The following is an 18,201-nucleotide window of genomic DNA, read 5'->3' on the forward strand; positions in this document are numbered from 1 at the left end:
AAAACTCAAAATCTACTTATGGCCGCATTTTGTATATTGATATCTGTTAGTTGTGGCCCGCGTACCGATAAAGAATATTTGTCTGACGTATTACAGAAAATGAACAAGGTTGAATCAGTGAGTTATAAGGTCGTTAGACAAGCTTGGTTGCCTGGGGAAAAAGATCCTGTTTATACAGTAACATCCGAAGTTTATGAACATATTAACCCACAAGATACGGCTATAGGTTCATCTTTTGTAGAGTTTCAGGACAATGCCTTTCGTGGTGTATATGATGGAAAAGTGTCCTCTTATGTTTATGAAGAGGAGGGGGAAAAATGGATTCGGGAAGATGATTTTACAACTAAAAGCCCGCTTCCTTTCCGTATGGTTATGCCTGAATTCTTTTACTATACTCAGTCAATTCTTAAATACGCAATTACTACCCAGGACTCTATAGAGCTTTCCTTGAAAGATTTGGGTGATGATTATTTGATGGAACTGACCATTCACATGCCTGTTCAGGTGGAGTTTTTTGGTAAAGCTCGTTATATGCCGCAGAATCCGTATGTATATGATCCGACGTCTGTCTACAAAATCTGGATCTCCAAAAAAGATGACATGCCATATCGTTATCGGAGGGAAATGGAGGGTAACATGAATGAAGCTTCTTGTTCTGACTTTATCTATAACCCGGTTGATAAAGAGTGTATTGTAGCGACAAATTATTATCCAGAAGGTTTTGAGATTGTAAAAAAAGGGCAGCGATCTTCAAAACCAACTGTGGATATGACGGGTAAAAAAGCTACAGACTGGACGCTTACTGATATGAAGGGTCAGAAGGTTTCTTTAAGCGGTATAAAGTCGAAGGTCATCTTGTTGCAGTTCACAGGGATAGGCTGCGGACCATGCAAGATTTCGATTCCTTTCTTGAACAGGTTGAAAAAAGAATATACAGTGAACGAGCTTGAAGTGCTGGCTGTGGAAACGTGGGGAAGGTCGAAGTCGTCTTGCGAAGCCTATGTGAAAAATCAGGGAATAGAATACAGCTTTCTGACAGCCGATAAGAATACAATTGCTAAACTTATAAATGATTATCAGGCTGGTAGCGGAGTTCCGCAGTTTTACTTGATAGGTAAAGATCGCACGATAATTGCAAAGTTTCAAGGCTATGCGGGAAAGACAACAGATGCAGAGATAGAAAAGAAGATAAAAGCGAATTTGTAGACCGAAAAAACGTATTCTCCTCAATCCTTGCATTTTCTGTAGATTTTTCTATACATTTGCAGCCATACATTTAAACAAAGAGAAAACAGATGCATCGTATCACTCCCTGTTCGCAAAAGGTCATGCTTCGGTTCCGTCGCTGGAGCCGGAAGGAATATGCTGCGTTCGTGAGCCTGCATCGCCATGTCACCATCGGACAGGTGGGACGAGGAATTGCAGATGCTTCATTGGGCAAGCAGAAAACGGCAGTGTGCGAGGGAAAGAAAATAGAAGGCACGTCATGGACTGACCTTTCGGAGGAAGATGCACTCTTTGGAAGTGGAGGACTAGGGCTTGGAGGAAGTCTATTCGAAACAGACCGGACAAGATTGTGGTGTCTGCTGGTGCCGCAAAGGGAAGAAGTGCCTGCGTTGCTTTTAGATGAAATAAATAAGATAACAATAACCGGAAGGGGTGTACCCGTTTCAGGTCAAGTCTGACAGACTTAACCGAAGCGGATACATCCCTTCTTTTTTAGGATAAATACGTATGGAAAGATTACAGAAATTAGAAGAGAAGATAAAGGAAGGAGGCATGCTTACTTCGGAGGAGGCTTTGTGGCTGCTCGAGGAAGCGCCTTTTGAGGAACTGTGTGAGGTGGCTCACCGCATTACGGTGGCATACGCTTCACGGAAGTTTGACATGTGTTCCATCATTAATGCCAAGTCGGGACGTTGCCCTGAAAACTGCAAATGGTGTGCCCAGTCGGTGCATCATCACACGGGCGTGGAGGAGTACGGATTGGTGAGTGAAGAGGAATGTTTGCGTCAGGCAAAGATGAACGAAAGCCAGGGTGTGGCTCGTTTCTCACTGGTGACCAGTGGTCGTCGGCCTTCGGCGGGAGAGGTAGAGAAACTTTGCAAGCACTTTGAATACCTTCGGGCGCACAGTAAGATTGAATTGTGTGCGTCGTTAGGACTGGCTACGGAAGAACAGCTCGTAGCCCTGCACCGTGCGGGGGTGAGCCGTTACCACTGCAATCTGGAAACGGCGCCTTCGTTCTTCCCGACCTTGTGTTCCACGCATACGCAGGCACAGAAGATAGAAACGCTCCAGGCAGCTCGCCGGGCGGGTATGGACGTGTGCAGCGGAGGCATCATCGGCATGGGAGAAACGCCGGCCCAGCGGGTGGAACTGGCACTGACCTTGCGGGAACTGGAGGTACAGTCCATCCCGTTGAACCTGTTGCAGCCCATCAAGGGTACGCCGCTGGAACACGCAAAGCCGCTGACGGCGGAAGAGGTGCTGCGTACGGTGGCCATGTTCCGCATGGTGAATCCGACGGCTTTCCTGCGCTTTGCCGGAGGGCGCTCGCAGTTGAGCGAGGAGACGGCGGACCGTGCGCTGTATGTGGGAATCAATTCGGCCATTGTGGGGGATTTGCTGACCACCCTTGGCTCAAAAGTAACTAAAGACAAAGAACGTATAAAGGAGGCAGGATATGAATTGTGAGAAATTGTTTGACGAATTTGACCGGGACCATTTGTGGCATCCGTATACTTCAACTTCAAACCCGCTGCCCACTTATAAGGTGGAACGGGCACAGGGTTGTACCTTGACGCTGGCCGACGGTACGGAACTGATTGACGGCATGTCGTCGTGGTGGTGTGCCGTGCATGGATACAATCATCCGGTGTTGAACCAGGCAATAGAAGAACAGCTTCACCGAATGTCGCACGTGATGTTCGGGGGACTGACGCACGAGCCGGCCATCGAATTGGGAAAGGAATTGCTGAAAATCGTGCCTCCCAGCATGGAATACATTTTTTATGCCGACAGTGGGTCGGTGGCTGTGGAAGTGGCTTTGAAGATGGCGGTGCAGTATCAGTTTGCGGCAGGTCATCCGGAGAAGAACAATTTTGTGACCATCCGTTCGGGCTATCACGGCGATACGTGGAACGCCATGTCGGTATGCGACCCGGTGACGGGCATGCACAGCCTGTTTGGTTCGGCCCTTCCGGTGCGCTATTTTGTACCTTCTCCGCAGTGCTGTTTCGATGCGGAATGGGACGAGAAAGACATCGAGCCGTTGCGGGAAGTCATCACGCAGCACCATGGCGAGCTGGCGGCCCTGATTCTGGAACCGATCGTGCAGGGAGCCGGAGGGATGCGTTTCTACCATCCGCAGTATTTACGGGAGGCGGCACGCCTCTGCCGGGAACACGGCATGCTCCTGATTTTTGACGAGATTGCCACAGGCTTCGGACGTACGGGAAAATTGTTTGCATGGGAACATGCGCAGGTGGAACCGGACATCATGTGCATCGGCAAGGCGTTGACAGGAGGGTATATGACCTTCTCGGCGGTGCTAGCTTCGGCAAAGGTGGCCGACTGCATTTCTTCCAAGGAGCCGCGTGCGTTCATGCACGGTCCTACGTTTATGGGCAACCCGCTGGCTTGTGCCGTGGCACTGGCTTCCGTACGTCTGTTGTTGTCGTCAGGCTGGCAGGAGAAGGTACGCCGCATTGAAGCACAGTTGAAAGAAGAACTGGCACCGGCGGCTTTGTTGCCGCAGGTGGCTGATGTCAGGGTACTGGGGGCCATCGGAGTGATTGAAACCAAGAAGCCGGTCGACATGGGCTGGATGCAGCGCCGGTTTGTGGAAGAAGGTATCTGGGTGCGCCCGTTCGGACGGCTGGCCTATATCATGCCGCCTTTCATCATCCGTCCGGAGCAGCTGAACAAGCTGACGAGCGGTTTGTGTAAGATTGTCGGCGAAATGCCGGAATAAAAACAAAGGAGGTAAATCATGGAAAATGAAATACAACCCGGACTGGACGGAGATTTTCAGCTGGAACTGGACAAGCTGGAGGCGTGTGGCAACCTGCGTGTGTTGCCGGAAACCTGCAGCGACGGGAAATGGATTGAGGCCGGTGGACGGAGGATGCTGAACCTGTCGTCGAACGATTATTTGGGACTGGCTTCGGACAAGGCGTTGCGTGAGGAGTTTTTGCAGACGGTGAAGGAGAGGGATTTGTGCTTTTCTTCCTCGTCCTCACGGTTGCTGACGGGCAACTTCCCGGCCTATCGGGAACTGGAATCGCTGCTGGCTTCGTTGTTTGGAGCGGAGAGTGCGCTGGTGTTCAGCAGCGGGTATCACATGAATACGGGGATTCTTCCGGCGGTGACCGATGCGAACACGCTGATTTTAGCCGACAAATTAGTGCATGCGAGTCTGATTGACGGCATCCGCTTGTCGGCGGCCAAGTGCATCCGTTACCGTCATCAGGACTATGCGCAGTTGGAGAATCTGCTGGCCAAACATCACGGCGAGTATCATCGGATTATTGTGGTGACGGAAAGTGTGTTCAGTATGGACGGTGACGTGGCTTCGCTCGACTGGCTGGTGGAACTGAAGCGCCGTTATACCAACGTGATGTTGTATGTGGATGAGGCGCACGGCATTGCCGTACGGGGCCAGCGAGGACTGGGGGTAGCCGAGGAACAAGGTTGTCTGAAGGACATCGATTTCTTGTGCGGTACCTTCGGCAAGGCGATGGCTTCCGTGGGAGCGTATGTAGTGTGCCGGAAGGTGATACGCGATTACCTGGTGAACCGGATGCGTACGTTGATTTTCACTACGGCCTTGCCGCCTATCAATGTGGCATGGACGCGCTTTGTCTTGTCGCACCTGGAAGACATGCAGGCACGGCGGGAGCATCTGGCTAAAATCTCAGCGAGTCTGCGGACGGCTATCCGTGAGAGTGGGGTGGAATGTCCGTCGGAAAGTCACATTATTCCCCTGGTAGTGGGAGCCAACGAGAAGGCCATCTGGAAGGCCTTGCAGATGCAGGAACACGGCTTTTATGTGTTGCCGGTGCGTCCGCCTACCGTACCCGAGGGTACGGCGCGGTTGCGTTTCTCGCTGACTTCGCTGATTGAAGAGGATGAGATGGCACGGTTGTGTCATGAAATGAAAGCATGAAAACAGAAAGAAATTAAGATATGAAACAACGGTTTATCAAGAAGGAAGGAAATTCCACACTGCTGCTCTTCTTTGCCGGATGGGGCTCGGACGAAAATCTGTTTGCCGGACCGGTGCAGGAAGAATGCGACTGCCTGTTGTGCTTCGATTATAAGGATTTGGATTTTGACTACAGTCTGCTGGAGGGCTACAGGGAGATACGGGTCATGGCATGGTCTATGGGCGTATGGGTAGCCTGCCAGACGTTGGCCGGAAAAGAGTACCCTTACGGGGTGAGGCTGGCGGTGAATGGTACGTCTTTCCCTATTCACGATACAAAAGGCATACCTGAAGCCATCTTTCAGGGAACGCTGGAGAATTTTTCGGAACCGGTGCTGGTTCGTTTCCGTCGGCGGATTTGCGGGTCGGCCGCACAGGTGAAGACGTTCCTGTCGCATCATCCTTATCGGGAGGCAGATGATTTGCATCAGGAGCTGGCTGCTTTGTGGACGGCAGTAAAGGCTCGTCCGGCTGTGGAGTGGACTTGGGACAAGGCGGTTGTCGGGACGAACGACAAAATTTTCCCGCCTCAGAACCAGCGCGAAGCCTGGCAGGGAGTGGCAGTGGAAGAAGTGGATGCGGAACACTATGACGAGGAGTTGTTCCGTGAGTTGCTGAACGGAGAAAGTCGCTTATGGACAAGGCTCTGATTAGTCGGCGCTTTGCCAAGGCTGTGGGAACTTACCTGGACAAGGCCGACGTGCAGCGTTACGTGGCATCCCGGATGGCGGAACTGACCGGGCGTTACATTCCTTCGGACATACAGGAACGGGTACTGGAAATTGGTTGTGGCACGGGCATGTTCACGCGGATGTACTTGCAGCAAGTTGAACCGGAAGAGATGTGGCTGAACGACCTTTGTCCGGAAGTGGAACCTTACCTGGCAGATGTGCTGGGTGAAAAGGTGCATTTCATGGCGAAGGATGCGGAGACATTAGCTTTTCCGGAGGGGCAGGATCTGATTGTATCGTGTTCGGCGGTGCAGTGGTTTGAAGACCTGCCACGTTTCTTTTCAGGATGCCGTAAGTTGCTGCACGAAGGGGGATACCTCGCTTTCAGTACCTTCGGTCCTCACAATACAGAGGAGGTGGCGACACTGACTGCGGCGGGATTGTCGTATCCGTCGCTGGAGGAACTGAAAGAGATGCTGGCGGCACGCTATGAGGTAGTATATGCCCACGAGGAACAGTTGCGCCTGTCATTTTCTTCCCCCTTGGACGTGTTGAAGCATTTGAAGGAGACCGGAGTGACGGGTACGGCTGCACAGCCATGGACACGCGGCAGGTTGCAGGAATTCTGCCGGAATTATACGAGACAATTTTCGGATGAACGGGGAAAGGTGTACCTGACCTTTCATCCTATTTATATGATATGTAGAAAATAAAAAGGTTACGAGAATGAAAAAGAATGTATATTTTGTCAGCGGAATTGATACCAATATCGGAAAGAGTTATGCCACGGCTTACCTGGCTAAGACCTGGAATGAGCGGGGCATCCGTACCATTACGGAGAAACTGATTCAGACGGGGAATACGGACATGTCGGAAGACATCGAACTGCACCGCCGGATTATGGGTACCGGCTTGTTGCCGGAAGATAAGGAACGATTGACCATGCCGGAGATTTTTTCTTATCCCTGTTCTCCGCACTTGGCAGCGGAGATAGACAAGCGTCCGATTGACTTCGACAAGATTGAACGTGCCACTCAGACGTTGAGCGAACGCTATGATGCGGTGTTGCTGGAAGGAGCCGGAGGACTGATGGTGCCGCTGACCCGTGAGCTGCTGACCATCGACTATGTGGCACAGAAGCAGTATCCGCTGGTGTTCGTCACTTCCGGTCGCCTGGGAAGTATCAACCATACGTTGCTGAGCCTGGAAGCGATGACGCGTCGGGGCATCCGTCTGCATACACTGGCCTATAATCTCTTTCCGGAAGAAGATGATGAGATTATCCGTCACGATACGGAGGAATATATGCGCGACTTGCTGAAACGGGAATATCCAGACGCAGAGTTTGTGGTAGTTCCGTTCTTGGGAGTGTAAAAAGATTGAGCATTCGACAAGTTTAGGGAAATCCCTACCTCGAAATAGGGATTTCCTGCTTGATGGGGAGAAATATCTTTCTAATTTTGTATCAGATTAAAAAGGTGAAACCGTTAAATGATATAATTATGATGAAGGTGAAAGTATTTGCTTCGTTGATGTTGGCTGGCTTGCCATTCATTTTGGCAGCGCAGAGTAACGACGACCTTTACTTCGTTCCCAAGAAAAAAACGGAAACGAAGAAGGAGACCGTAGCGGCCCCGAAGCAGAATAGTCAGGGGACAACGGTGTATTCCACATCGACTACTTCCACTCCGGTGGTAGTGAAAGATGTGGCAGGAAATACGCGTGATGTAGATGAGTACAACCGTCGGTACACATCGCGTGAGAACACGTTCTCCATGCAGAACGATACGCTTTACATTCAGGAAAAGCCGTATAGCGAACGGGGAGAGTGGGTGAACGGATTTGAAGGTACGCAGGATGATTACGAGTATGCTATGCGTATTGTCCGTTTCCGTAGTCCGCGCTATGCCATTCCGGTAAGCAGTCCGCTGTACTGGGATGTGGTGTATGGAGCTTTCCTGTCATGGGACTGGAACGTATATGATGACGGACTTTATGCCTACATATTCCCGACTTATAGCAATCCGCTGTGGTGGGACTGGAGATGGAACTGGAGTATTGCCGGACCAAGATTCTGTTTTGGCTGGAATTGGTATTCTCCATGGTATTATAGCAGCTGGTACTCTCCTTACTGGTATGGTGGTTACTGGGGTGGCTATTGGGCTGGTTATTGGGGGCCGGGATGGCATCATCATCACCCGTACTATCCGTCATATGGATGGGGAGGAGCTTATCAGGGACATTCTTATTCTTATAATAACCGCCGTGCGGAGAATGTAGTGCGAAGAGGTACTGTGGGTTCTGTATTTGACCGTAATGGAAGAACGGGAGGCCGTGTGATGAGTGGCTTGGATCAAAACGGCAGAACAGGAGGGCGTGTAGTAAGCGGAACTAATGGTGTACGTTCTGTACGTCCGGATGATGCCACAAGAGTACGTAATACAGGTGTGAGATATACACGTCCTTCACAGGGTATTGGTGAATCTACTTATTCTCGTCCAAGTAGTACACGTCCAAATTCTTATCGTAACACCGGAGTGTTTGACCGGATGAACCAGAATAGTGGTAATCGGATGAATGAAATAAACAATTCACGGACAAATTCAAATTCTTCTGTCAGAAGCTATAATAACTTTGGAGGAGGTAGTTATCGTTCCACTACAACCAGTGGGGGAGGCTCTTCTAGAAGTGTAAGTTCTGGTGGTGGCGGAGGTGCACACAGAAGATAGGCTGAACATTAAATTAAGGAATAAGTATGAAAAAGAAATATATGTATGCGATGGCCTGTTCATTGATGTGCAGTGCGCAGGCCATGGCGCAGAATGCGTATGATGCAGTTCGCTATGCTGGTGACGAGTTAAACGGTACGGCCCGGTTTGTGGGTATGGGAGGAGCCATGGGAGCTTTGGGAGCGGATATTTCTACCATCGGCACTAACCCTGCAGGTATCGGTTTGTTCAGAGGGCATGATTTGTCTACATCCTTTGGCATGAACAGCACAAAGACTGAAAGTGACTTTGGTGGGAATAAGATGAATGACAAACGGAACAAGGCTTCGTTTGATCAGATAGGTTTTGTGTATTCCACAAAAATAGGCAACCGTACTACGCTTCGCTACTTGAATTTTGGATTTAACTATCATAAAAGTCGTAATTTCAATAAATTGTTTGCGGCAGGGGGAATGCTTAACGGTGTTTCGCAAACCCAACAGATGGCTAATATGGTGGGTGGATCTGTTACTTCTATCGGAGCAATAAATGATATTTACAATTATGGTACTGAGGGGTACAGCGGTTTGACTAATCCATATTATAACGTTGATTATCCATATCTGGGTATAATGGGTATCCGTACCGGACTGGTCGGAGTAGGTACTTTTGACGACGGGAAAGGAGGAACGTATCAGGCACCCATCGGGTGGAATGGAAATGCCAGCGGATTCCGTAGTCGGGAAGAAGGAGGCATTAACCAATATGATTTCAATGTGGCATTTAATGTGGAGGACCGGATGTATTTTGGTATTACTTTAGGTGTGAACGATGTGAATTATACACGTAGTACCTATTATACGGAGGACATCTATGATGGCGGACACTCAGGCTTCTATGAATTGCGAAATGCATATCGTACAGAAGGTGCGGGTCTTAATTTGAAGTTTGGTGCGATTTTCCGTCCGATAGAAGAGTCTCCATTCCGTTTCGGTATTGCCATTCATACGCCTACCTGGTATTCATTGACGGATACTTATTCTACGGATATTTATTCGGAACTGAATTATAAATATGAAAATGAGGCTGATAACAAACAGTTTAAGGCGAATGAAAGAACTATAGATTATGCCGGAGAATCGGTGCAGGACTATCGCTTGGTTACTCCGTGGAAATTCAATGTCAGTGCAGGAACTACTTTGGGAGGTATTATGGCCATAGGGGCGGAATATGAATATGCAGACTTCGGTTCTTCTCGTTTGTATTATAATGATGGAGTTCCGATGGAGAATCAGAACCGGTATACCAAATCTACATTGAAAGGACAACATACATTGCGTGTGGGAATGGAAACTCGTATATCTTCAGCCTTTAGTGTGAGAGCTGGTTACAATTATTCTACATCGGCTTTTAAGGATGGGGCTTATAAGTCATTGAATGCAAACGATATGCGTACAGATACGGAATATACTAATGATTTGGCCCGTAATACGGTAACTGTAGGTCTGGGTTACAGAGGCAAGTGGTTCTACACTGACTTGGCTTATAAATATGATGTATACAAGTCTGATTTTTACGCATTCAGTGATGCGGCTTTGCAAGCTACGAAAGTAACCAACGAACGTCATCAAGTACTACTTACGCTGGGCGTTCACTTTTAGAAGTTCATTGTGTTTGTTTTATTTAATATGGGAGTTGCTTTTATTCACTGGGGCAGCTACCTTTTTTATTCTTTCTTTTCACGGTATTCTTTCTTTTTCCAGAAATTGAATCCCATGTAGATACGCAGACTTCCGAAAGAGTTGGTCATGGAGAAGGAAGGTTTACGGTAATCGTACGTGTGGAGTACGAGAGACGCTCCTACGTAATATTTGCTGTTGTTCCAGGTAATACCTGCACGCGTAATCAGGTCGAAATTGATGTCTTTTATCCATTGTGCCCAGTCGGTTCCGCTTTGAGTAGGCTGGTCATTGATACGTGCTTTTTTATAGGCTATGGCGGGAAGGAGAGAAACATTCAGCAGACAATTCTTAGCGAATACCCAGTTGTAACCGTAGCCAATACTAAGGTTGTAGTCGGTATAGCGTAAGCTGTGAAATTTTAGGGAGGAACTGAGTTGCTGTTGCATTTCCTCGGGCAATTGGGTGTGGTCGAAAGAAATGTTATGCTGGGAATAGGAAAATCCGGCCAACAGAGAACCGCAGCTTTTCCGCTGGTTGGTCGACTGGCTATAGGCTGCAGGATAGGAAAATCGCTTGTGATTGAAAATCCAATAGGCATTCAGTCCTTTGATGTTGCTTTGAAAACCGTTGAACTGTGTGTTCGTATAGCTTTGGCTCAGGTTAAACTTTTCATAGGAAGACAGCTTGAAGTCGCTGCCCGTTTTCCGGTAATACAAGTCTACGCCAAATTTGGCACTGTATAAGTTGAATACAATTTCTTTTCGGGGAGCTTTTTCCTTCCCTTTGCCGATAAGGTCTTTGATGTCGAAAGAAAGTCCTAAAAAGATCCATCTCCAGCCGAAATAGACTCCTAACTTAGTATTGATGTTTGGGGCAAAATTCAGACTTTGTCCATCGTTGCTGCCCAATCGGTAATGTTCATACCAGGAACTTTGTTCCAGCATGAAGGCCAGGTTGTATTTGTTGGGAGAAATGTAGGTGGTATCTATGGTATTCAGTTTGGCACCGGCTTTCTTGATTTCTTTTCCAGTGAATTTGATGGAACGGACAATGTCGTCGGTCAGACTGCTTAATGACAATCGGGGAGAAGTTACAGGGGCTGGTTCGTTAATTGACACGCTGTCTTTCTTCTCTACCTGAGCCATGGTGTGTGTCGGATAGAGAAGGAGGATAGACAGTATGGTCAACAAGGAGAGTGGCTTCACCCTATCATGTATTGGTTAAAGTTTGTTCAGAATGCGGTCCATTACCCAGTTGGTAGGAGTGGCACTGACACCGTCACAGGTACAGACAGCCTTTCCTTGCAGATGCTCTACTACGGCTTTAATCAACGGAAGCTGTACGTGAGGCGGATTAGGAGGCAGGATTTCTTCACGTCCACGCTCCGTATGCAGAGCTATCGGGTCGTAAGTGAAGACGGAGAAGCAAATCATCCCTTTGTCTCCGATAATCTCAATACGGTCTTCCTTGGCGGAGTCATGGGCTACGAAGCACCAGGAACCTGATCCCGGCAGACCGGAGTCAAACTTGAAACAGGCACTGATTGTATCTTCTGCTTCATACAGTCCGCCGCGATTCGATTTGTAACCTTCTGCCTCGAGGATGCATCCGAACATGTCTTGCAATAAATCGAGCTGATGGGGAGCAAGGTCGTAGAAATAACCTCCACCTGCAATATCGGGTTGCACACGCCACGGTAGGTTCTTGCTGTTGTAGTCGAGTGCGCGCGGGGGCTGTGCGAAACGAATCTGCACGTTAATAACGTTACCGATTTCACCTTCTTCCACCAGCTGGCGGACTTTCTGGAAGTAGGGCAGGTAGCGACGGTAATAGGCTACGAAGCAAGGTACTCCAGTTTCTTTCGAGATACGGTTGATACGTGCGCAGTCTTCGTAGCTGGCAGCCATCGGCTTCTCGATGTACACCGGCTTGCCGGCCTTCATCGCCATGATGGCAAATGTGGCATGCGAAGAAGGAGGAGTGGCAATGTAAATGGCATTTACATCTTCGTCTCCAATCAACTCTTGTGCGTCGGTGTACCATCGGGGTATCTGATGGCGTATGGCGTAGGATTTGGCTTTCTCTTCGTCGCGACTCATGACGGCAACTACCCGTGAGCCTTCTATCATGTTGAAAGCAGGTCCGCTTTTCTTTTCGGTGACTTCACCGCATCCGATGAATCCCCAGTTTACTTTATCTAGTTTGATCATAGATGAGTGGTTTTAATGAAAATATTTTTTATATAATTTCTGATAGTCTTCGCTTTTCATGTATTCATCGAGCCATTGGTTCAGGCTGTCGAGCAGGATGGGAGAATGTTTGGCTATTCCCCATGCGTAGAATTGGGTGAAACTGATGTCTGTATCAATATCCAGGTTAGGATACAGATGTATATTGGCCTTGGCAATATTCTCGTCGCACACGGCATAGTCAATGTCACCTCCGGAAACCATGGCCATGAGTTGTTCAGGCCCGTATTGTTCTATTTCCTGAATGTAGATGGTGTCAGCTATCTCGCTGATGAGGTTGTGCAGGCGCAACAGGGCAGGAGAGCCTTTGACTACATGCAGGGTTTTGTGTCCTAACTCCAGTTGGTTGTGTATGTACAGACTATCTTTTCCTTCTTCCGGTTTGCGCTGTACCAGTACCTGCTTGCTGAGCAGCAGAGTGTGGCTGAAAAGAAGGGAGTCTTTGGAGCGGGTAGTTACGGTTGTTTCCGTAGCAATCAGGTCGTATTTTCCTTTGTTGAGGCCTTTCAACCGTTCCTCAAAACTCATTTCCGGAGTGACTTCCAGCCGTAAGTTCTTGGCCTGTGCGAAGGCATTCAGCAGTTCGTAGTCAAAGCCGGACAAGCTGTCCTTGTCGGCATGATAGCTGATGGTGTTGTATTCTGTTACCGCACGGAGGATACCTGACTCGATGATTTCCGGATAATCGCGCGGTGTGAACTTCGGTTCTTCTTCATGGTGTGAACAGAGTCGAAGCATGGCGAGAAGAATAATCAATCCGCCTATCAGGTATAGAATCTTGTTTCTCTTCATAGGCAGAGAATTAATCAAAGAAGTTCCATGAGAGTCCTACTTTCAGGATACGTGGATTAAGCGGATAATGCGGCGCCAGGAAGTAGCTCTTTTCCCCCGTACGTTGCAGCAGGTTGTACATTTGCACGAAGATACGTGTACGCTTTAGGTGCAGGTTGATGTATCCGTTGATGAGTGGATATCCGCCGAGCTTGTAGCGTGTGTCCGGATTTTGCAGGTAGAACTGTCCGATGGCCGGGGCATAATCGGGTGCGTAATATTGTGTGAAGTAACGCATGTCTGCTCCCATTTCAATACTTAATACCTTCTTGGCCAGTCCGAACCGGATATACAGGTCGTGATAGAGCACAAGTTCCGGCAAGGGAAGGACGGTTTCATTGCTGGTTTTCTGGTAGGTGATTTCATTGTCCAGATGGAGAATACCTAACTTGAAATCCTGACGCAGACAGGCACTGAACACCTGGATGTTTCCGGAATGTTGGCGTACAGCCATGTTGTTTTTGTAGCTGACTACATCGTTGGCATTGGTATATTTCACTGAAGTGTTGTCCAGGTACGTATAGTTGGTGATATTTTCCACTCCCGCCTTCAATTGTGTCCGCCAGCGGTCGATGCTTAGTTTCCCTTCAATGCGTGTACGCATGATTTTGCTCAGGTCATTGTCCCACCAGTAATGTTTGGAGTGGAAATGGCGATAGTAGAACGTAGGATTCAGGTTCTTGATATAGGCATTGGCTTCCAGACGTACGGTGTCGTTGAACAGGCGGAAGTTCAGGTCTCCCTGCCCTTCTACGCTGAACTGTCCGGCATCTTCTCCAATCATGGCTATTTCACCCAACACATTGTAGTGCAGTGTCTTTCCCTGTGACTTGATAAGCTGGCCTCCGATGGACAATACATTCTCTTTGTGAGTTGTCGGGATGCGTCGTCCCGGAGTGCCGGTAATGGTATCAGTCAGCGTAAAGTTACGATGCTCAAAGCTGGCAAAAACGGTCAGTCCGGCTTTGGCCCATTTGTTGAATCCTTCCCGCAGGGCAATGCCGACGGTGTTCTTGATAGAGAAGTTCTTGGTGATGTCTAGTGAATCCTTGCCCAAGTAGTTATGTTCAAAGTATTCTTCATTCTGGTCAACGTCATAAGACACGTATTTTCTGCGGTTGATGTCTACGTTGACGGTATGAATAAAGCTGGTCACCGGCACGAACACTTCTTTGGTAATCGTATCGTTCTCAGTCGTTTCATCGCGATAGAATCCCAAGTTATACCGATGAGTCAGGAAGGCATGATACCCGGTATTGTTGTTCCAGATATTCGACAGATTGGTCGGGATAGAATACGTTTCATAGGTCCGGTTTCCTTCGGCCATCTCCAATGGGTTAGTAATGTAGCGGTCGTCTGTGATACCCCCGTTTTCTGCTACCTTCAGGTTTTCATTGATGAAGCTGAAGTGCATGTCGTACTTGTCGCCCTGGTAGTAGGCAAAGAGATTTCCGTTGAACAACGCCGTCGACTGACTGTCGTATTTTCCTCGTCCGTAAGTGTAGTCAATGTCGAATCCGAAGCCTAAGCGCTTATTTACATTCACGGCAAAGTAGGCCTTGAAGCGCTCTTCTCCGTATCGTCCATCTCCTTGCTTGAAGTAGGTCAGGTTAGTGAACGGCGATTTGGTGTTGGTATATACCACGTCACTGGGTTTCCGTACGGTAAAGTCATACGGATCGATGAAGAAAAACTGGCTGCTTTCTTTTCGTTCGAAGAATACGTGTGAAATACGTGGTGCTCCTAAGTTACCCAAGTAAGTGTAATGTCCTGTAGGGCCTCCCGTGTCATTGGAGTTCTGGAAGCCATGCTGTAGGGTATCGACCGGAACGGGAGTCATTTCTCCAAAACGTGTGTCGATTTTCCAGGCATTCAGTCCTACCGGTACGGTGCTGGCATCAATTACTGCGGTCGTATCTATCGGATTTCCGTTTCGGTCATATCTGTTATTGTCCATTCCGGTGGCAGACATTCCCTGTCCGTATTGGGAAATGGTGTTTTGTGCCGAAAGGGCAGTACACACCAGTATGAGTAGGGTTGTAAAAAATAGCTTCTTCATAATGGGGCAAAGATACAATAAAAATGCGAAAACGGGAGATTGTGGCTTTCAAAAAGTAACATTGGAGATTTTAGAAGTGAAACTCAGAAGAAAGAAGAAGGCTGCCAACTGCATTTCTTTCTGTAAATGCACTGGCAGCCTGCAAGATAGAAGCATGCTTCTGGTAAGGAGTCAGACTTCTTTGATGATGTCCATACCGATGCGTATGGCTTCTTCATTCATCGGAATCAGGTGGTGGTGACGTTCGGGCAATGTCTTGCGCAGGGCTTTCACCACACTTTCTATTGATACGATGGGACGGATTTTCAGTAATCCTCCCAGTACAATCATGTTGAAGGTCTTGGCCATTTTCCGTTCGTTGGCTTCGTCCATGGCATCAATACGATATACGTGAATGTCTTTGCGGGTAGGAGGGTTGATGATACCGTATCCGTCGTAAATCAATACTCCGCCCGGTTTTACTTTGCTCTCGAATTTGGCAAGTGAAGGCTGGTTCAGGATGATGGCAGTGTCATACTTGCTGAGAATCGGGGATGAGATACGTTCGTCACTCACAATGACAGTGACGTTGGCTGTACCTCCGCGCTGTTCCGGACCATAGGCTGGCATCCAAGTCACCTCCTTGTTTTCCATCAGGCCGGAATATGCCAGGATTTTTCCCATGGAAAGAACTCCCTGACCTCCAAATCCTGCTATGATAATTTCCTCTTTCATATAATGTGCAAATAATTATTTATTTTCGGTAGTATCTTTCAGGTCGCCCAGCGGGTAGAAGGGGAACATGTGTTCTTCCATCCATTTGTTGGCGGCTTCGGGTGTCATTTTCCATCCGGAGTTGCAGGTAGATACGATTTCTACCAGGCTGGAGCCTTTTTTCTGCATGGAGCATTCGAATGCTTTGCGGATGGCTTTCTTGGCTTTGCGGATGGCGGCAACAGACTGTACGGACTGGCGGGTTACATAGGCTGTTCCTTCCAGGGTAGCAGCAATTTCGGTCATTTTTAGTGGATAGCCGTGGATTTCCGGAATACGCCCGTATGGGCAGGTAGAAGTTTTCATGCCCATCAGGGTAGTGGGTGCCATCTGTCCACCGGTCATGCCATAGATGGCATTGTTGATGAAAATGATGGTGATGTTTTCTCCGCGGTTCAAGGCGTGAATAGTTTCAGCCGTACCGATACAGGCCAGGTCACCGTCGCCCTGATAGGTGAATACCAGACGGTCGGGCCATAAACGTTTGATGGCGGTAGCTAAGGCAGGTGCACGTCCGTGTGCGGCTTCCTGGCAGTCTATATCCAGGTAATTATACATGAACACGGCGCAGCCTACCGGACTTACTCCGACAGCTTTCTCTGCCATGCCCATTTCGTCGATGACTTCGGCTATCAGTTTGTGAACTACTCCGTGGCTGCACCCCGGGCAGTAATGCATAGGGTTATCATTCAGCAGGCGAGGCTTCTGATAAACCAGATTTTCAGGTTTGATTATATCTTCTTTTGTCATAATTAGTTCTCCTGTAGTTTATCGTAGAAAGAAACGAAACACGAACTCCATCATCTTCAGAAAAAGGGATGCGCCGCATACATAAAAAAATACGGTCTTGTCTTCGCCTAATGTGAAGTAGAGAATGACGGAAATCAATGCTCCAATCATAAACAGTACGTTTAAGACGGCTCTTATTCTATCGGTATCCATAGCTTATTTCTGAATCAGTTTTTCCTTGATGGCTTCGATTACTTCATCCGGGTCGGGTACGATACCTCCCAGACGTCCGAAATGTTCTACGGGTACCTTACATTCTACGGCCAGACGGACATCTTCGACCATTTGTCCGCTGTTCAGTTCCACGGTCAGGATACCTTTCACCTGTTTGGCTCTTTCTTTCAGGGCCTTGCTCGGGAATGGCCATAGTGTAATCGGACGGAACAGACCTACCTTGATGCCTTCTTCGCGTGCATGCTCCATGGCTTTTTGTGCGATACGTGCACAGGATCCGAAAGCTACAATCAGGTATTCGGCATCCTCTGTGTCAAGCTCCTCGTAGCGTGTTTCTTTTTCTTCGATTTCTGCATATTTGGCCTGCAGGTGCAAGTTGCGCTGCTCCATGATGGCCGGGTCTAGCTCCAGTGAGGTAATGACGTTAGGTTTGCGTCCCTTGCAACCGGTGCTGGCCCATGGGCATTGTGCCAGAATTTCCTCTTCTGTACGTCTGGGGCGATATTCTGGGAGCACCACCTTTTCCATCATCTGACCGATTACACCGTCGGCCAGAATTATAGCCGGATTGCGGTATTTGAAGGCCAGGTCAAAAGCCAGTCCCACAAAGTCTGCCATTTCTTGTACGGAAGCCGGAGCCAATGCTATCAGGCGGTAGTCGCCGTGACCGCCTCCTTTAGTAGTCTGGAAATAGTCGGCTTGACTGGGCTGGATGGTTCCTAAGCCCGGACCACCCCGCATGACATTGATTATGAGACAAGGAAGTTCCGCGCCTGCGATGTAGGAGATACCTTCCTGCTTCAAGCTGACGCCCGGACTGGATGAGGAGGTCATAACCATTTTTCCACTACCGGCGCCTCCGTATACCATATTAATTGCTGCCACTTCACTTTCGGCCTGAAGGACTACCATTCCGGTAGTTTCCCAAGGCTTCTGTTCGGCAAGCGTTTCCAATACTTCAGATTGGGGGGTGATAGGGTAACCGAAGTAACCGTCCACGCCGATACGGATGGCGGCATGGGCTATGGCCTCGTTACCTTTCATAAGAACAACTTCTTCTGCCATAATTTCTAGAT

General features: G+C 48.5%; 18 protein-coding genes. 10 read left to right on the plus strand and 8 right to left on the minus strand.

Translation table 11 applies throughout. From position 1 onward, the window contains the following. The 10 genes from ACMJ0U_RS05000 to ACMJ0U_RS05045 form a co-directional block, all read left to right on the plus strand. Positions 1-1,206, plus strand: a 1,206-nt coding sequence (locus tag ACMJ0U_RS05000) for a TlpA family protein disulfide reductase (RefSeq protein ID WP_417128574.1), incomplete at its 5' end; no start/stop codon positions are given. 89 nt (positions 1,207-1,295) lie between these two features. After that, complete coding sequence (locus ACMJ0U_RS05005; RefSeq protein ID WP_417128576.1) at positions 1,296-1,685, plus strand: hypothetical protein; 390 nt, start codon at positions 1,296-1,298, stop codon at positions 1,683-1,685. A 49-nt stretch (positions 1,686-1,734) separates the two neighbouring features. Next, positions 1,735-2,697, plus strand: a complete 963-nt coding sequence (gene bioB, locus ACMJ0U_RS05010; protein WP_417128578.1) for a biotin synthase BioB — start codon at positions 1,735-1,737, stop codon at positions 2,695-2,697. After that, complete coding sequence (bioA, locus tag ACMJ0U_RS05015) at positions 2,687-3,976, plus strand: adenosylmethionine--8-amino-7-oxononanoate transaminase (RefSeq protein ID WP_417128580.1); 1,290 nt, start codon at positions 2,687-2,689, stop codon at positions 3,974-3,976. Before bioB ends, bioA begins: the two co-directional genes overlap by 11 nt. An 18-nt stretch (positions 3,977-3,994) precedes the next feature. Beyond that, positions 3,995-5,170: an 8-amino-7-oxononanoate synthase gene (locus ACMJ0U_RS05020; RefSeq protein ID WP_417128582.1), complete on the plus strand. Its 1,176-nt coding sequence runs from the start codon at positions 3,995-3,997 to the stop codon at positions 5,168-5,170. A gap of 20 nt (positions 5,171-5,190) precedes the next feature. Then, the gene (locus ACMJ0U_RS05025; protein ID WP_417128584.1) at positions 5,191-5,859 is read left to right on the plus strand and encodes a DUF452 family protein; all 669 of its coding nucleotides are present in this window, start codon (positions 5,191-5,193) and stop codon (positions 5,857-5,859) included. Continuing rightward, positions 5,844-6,593, plus strand: coding sequence for a malonyl-ACP O-methyltransferase BioC (gene bioC / locus ACMJ0U_RS05030; RefSeq protein WP_417128585.1), 750 nt, complete (start codon positions 5,844-5,846; stop codon positions 6,591-6,593). The genes ACMJ0U_RS05025 and bioC overlap by 16 nt, the downstream gene beginning before the upstream one ends. 13 nt (positions 6,594-6,606) lie before the next feature. Beyond that, positions 6,607-7,254, plus strand: coding sequence for a dethiobiotin synthase (gene bioD, locus ACMJ0U_RS05035; protein WP_417128586.1), 648 nt, complete (start codon positions 6,607-6,609; stop codon positions 7,252-7,254). Between the two features lie 131 nt (positions 7,255-7,385). Continuing rightward, entirely contained in the window at positions 7,386-8,609 is a 1,224-nt protein-coding gene (locus ACMJ0U_RS05040; protein WP_417128620.1) for a hypothetical protein, read from the plus strand. Positions 8,610-8,635: 26 nt separating this feature from the next. Then, the gene (locus ACMJ0U_RS05045) at positions 8,636-10,249 is read left to right on the plus strand and encodes a hypothetical protein (RefSeq protein ID WP_417128588.1); all 1,614 of its coding nucleotides are present in this window, start codon (positions 8,636-8,638) and stop codon (positions 10,247-10,249) included. Positions 10,250-10,314: 65 nt separating this feature from the next. Here the strand turns inward: ACMJ0U_RS05045 and ACMJ0U_RS05050 are convergent, their stop codons facing one another. From ACMJ0U_RS05050 to ACMJ0U_RS05085, 8 genes are all read right to left on the minus strand, one after another. Further along, positions 10,315-11,415: a DUF4421 domain-containing protein gene (locus ACMJ0U_RS05050; RefSeq protein ID WP_417128621.1), complete on the minus strand. Its 1,101-nt coding sequence runs from the start codon at positions 11,413-11,415 to the stop codon at positions 10,315-10,317. A 75-nt stretch (positions 11,416-11,490) separates the two neighbouring features. Continuing rightward, the gene (locus ACMJ0U_RS05055) at positions 11,491-12,480 is read right to left on the minus strand and encodes a Gfo/Idh/MocA family protein (RefSeq protein WP_022052446.1); all 990 of its coding nucleotides are present in this window, start codon (positions 12,478-12,480) and stop codon (positions 11,491-11,493) included. A 12-nt stretch (positions 12,481-12,492) separates the two neighbouring features. After that, the gene (locus ACMJ0U_RS05060) at positions 12,493-13,311 is read right to left on the minus strand and encodes a transporter substrate-binding domain-containing protein (protein WP_417128589.1); all 819 of its coding nucleotides are present in this window, start codon (positions 13,309-13,311) and stop codon (positions 12,493-12,495) included. 10 nt (positions 13,312-13,321) lie between these two features. Next, a complete protein-coding gene (locus ACMJ0U_RS05065) occupies positions 13,322-15,409 on the minus strand; it encodes a putative porin (RefSeq protein ID WP_417128591.1) in 2,088 nt (695 codons plus the stop codon). Between the two features lie 171 nt (positions 15,410-15,580). Further along, entirely contained in the window at positions 15,581-16,123 is a 543-nt protein-coding gene (locus ACMJ0U_RS05070; protein WP_022052450.1) for a 2-oxoacid:acceptor oxidoreductase family protein, read from the minus strand. A 15-nt stretch (positions 16,124-16,138) separates the two neighbouring features. Next, complete coding sequence (locus ACMJ0U_RS05075) at positions 16,139-16,912, minus strand: thiamine pyrophosphate-dependent enzyme (RefSeq protein WP_417128593.1); 774 nt, start codon at positions 16,910-16,912, stop codon at positions 16,139-16,141. An 18-nt stretch (positions 16,913-16,930) separates the two neighbouring features. Beyond that, positions 16,931-17,062, minus strand: a complete 132-nt coding sequence (locus ACMJ0U_RS05080) for a hypothetical protein (RefSeq protein WP_258361454.1) — start codon at positions 17,060-17,062, stop codon at positions 16,931-16,933. Between the two features lie 45 nt (positions 17,063-17,107). Continuing rightward, positions 17,108-18,190, minus strand: a complete 1,083-nt coding sequence (locus ACMJ0U_RS05085) for a 3-methyl-2-oxobutanoate dehydrogenase subunit VorB (protein ID WP_417128594.1) — start codon at positions 18,188-18,190, stop codon at positions 17,108-17,110. Positions 18,191-18,201 lie beyond the last annotated feature (11 nt).

The organism is Phocaeicola sp. (genome assembly GCF_048170425.1).
Classification (GTDB): Bacteria; Bacteroidota; Bacteroidia; order Bacteroidales; family Bacteroidaceae; genus Phocaeicola.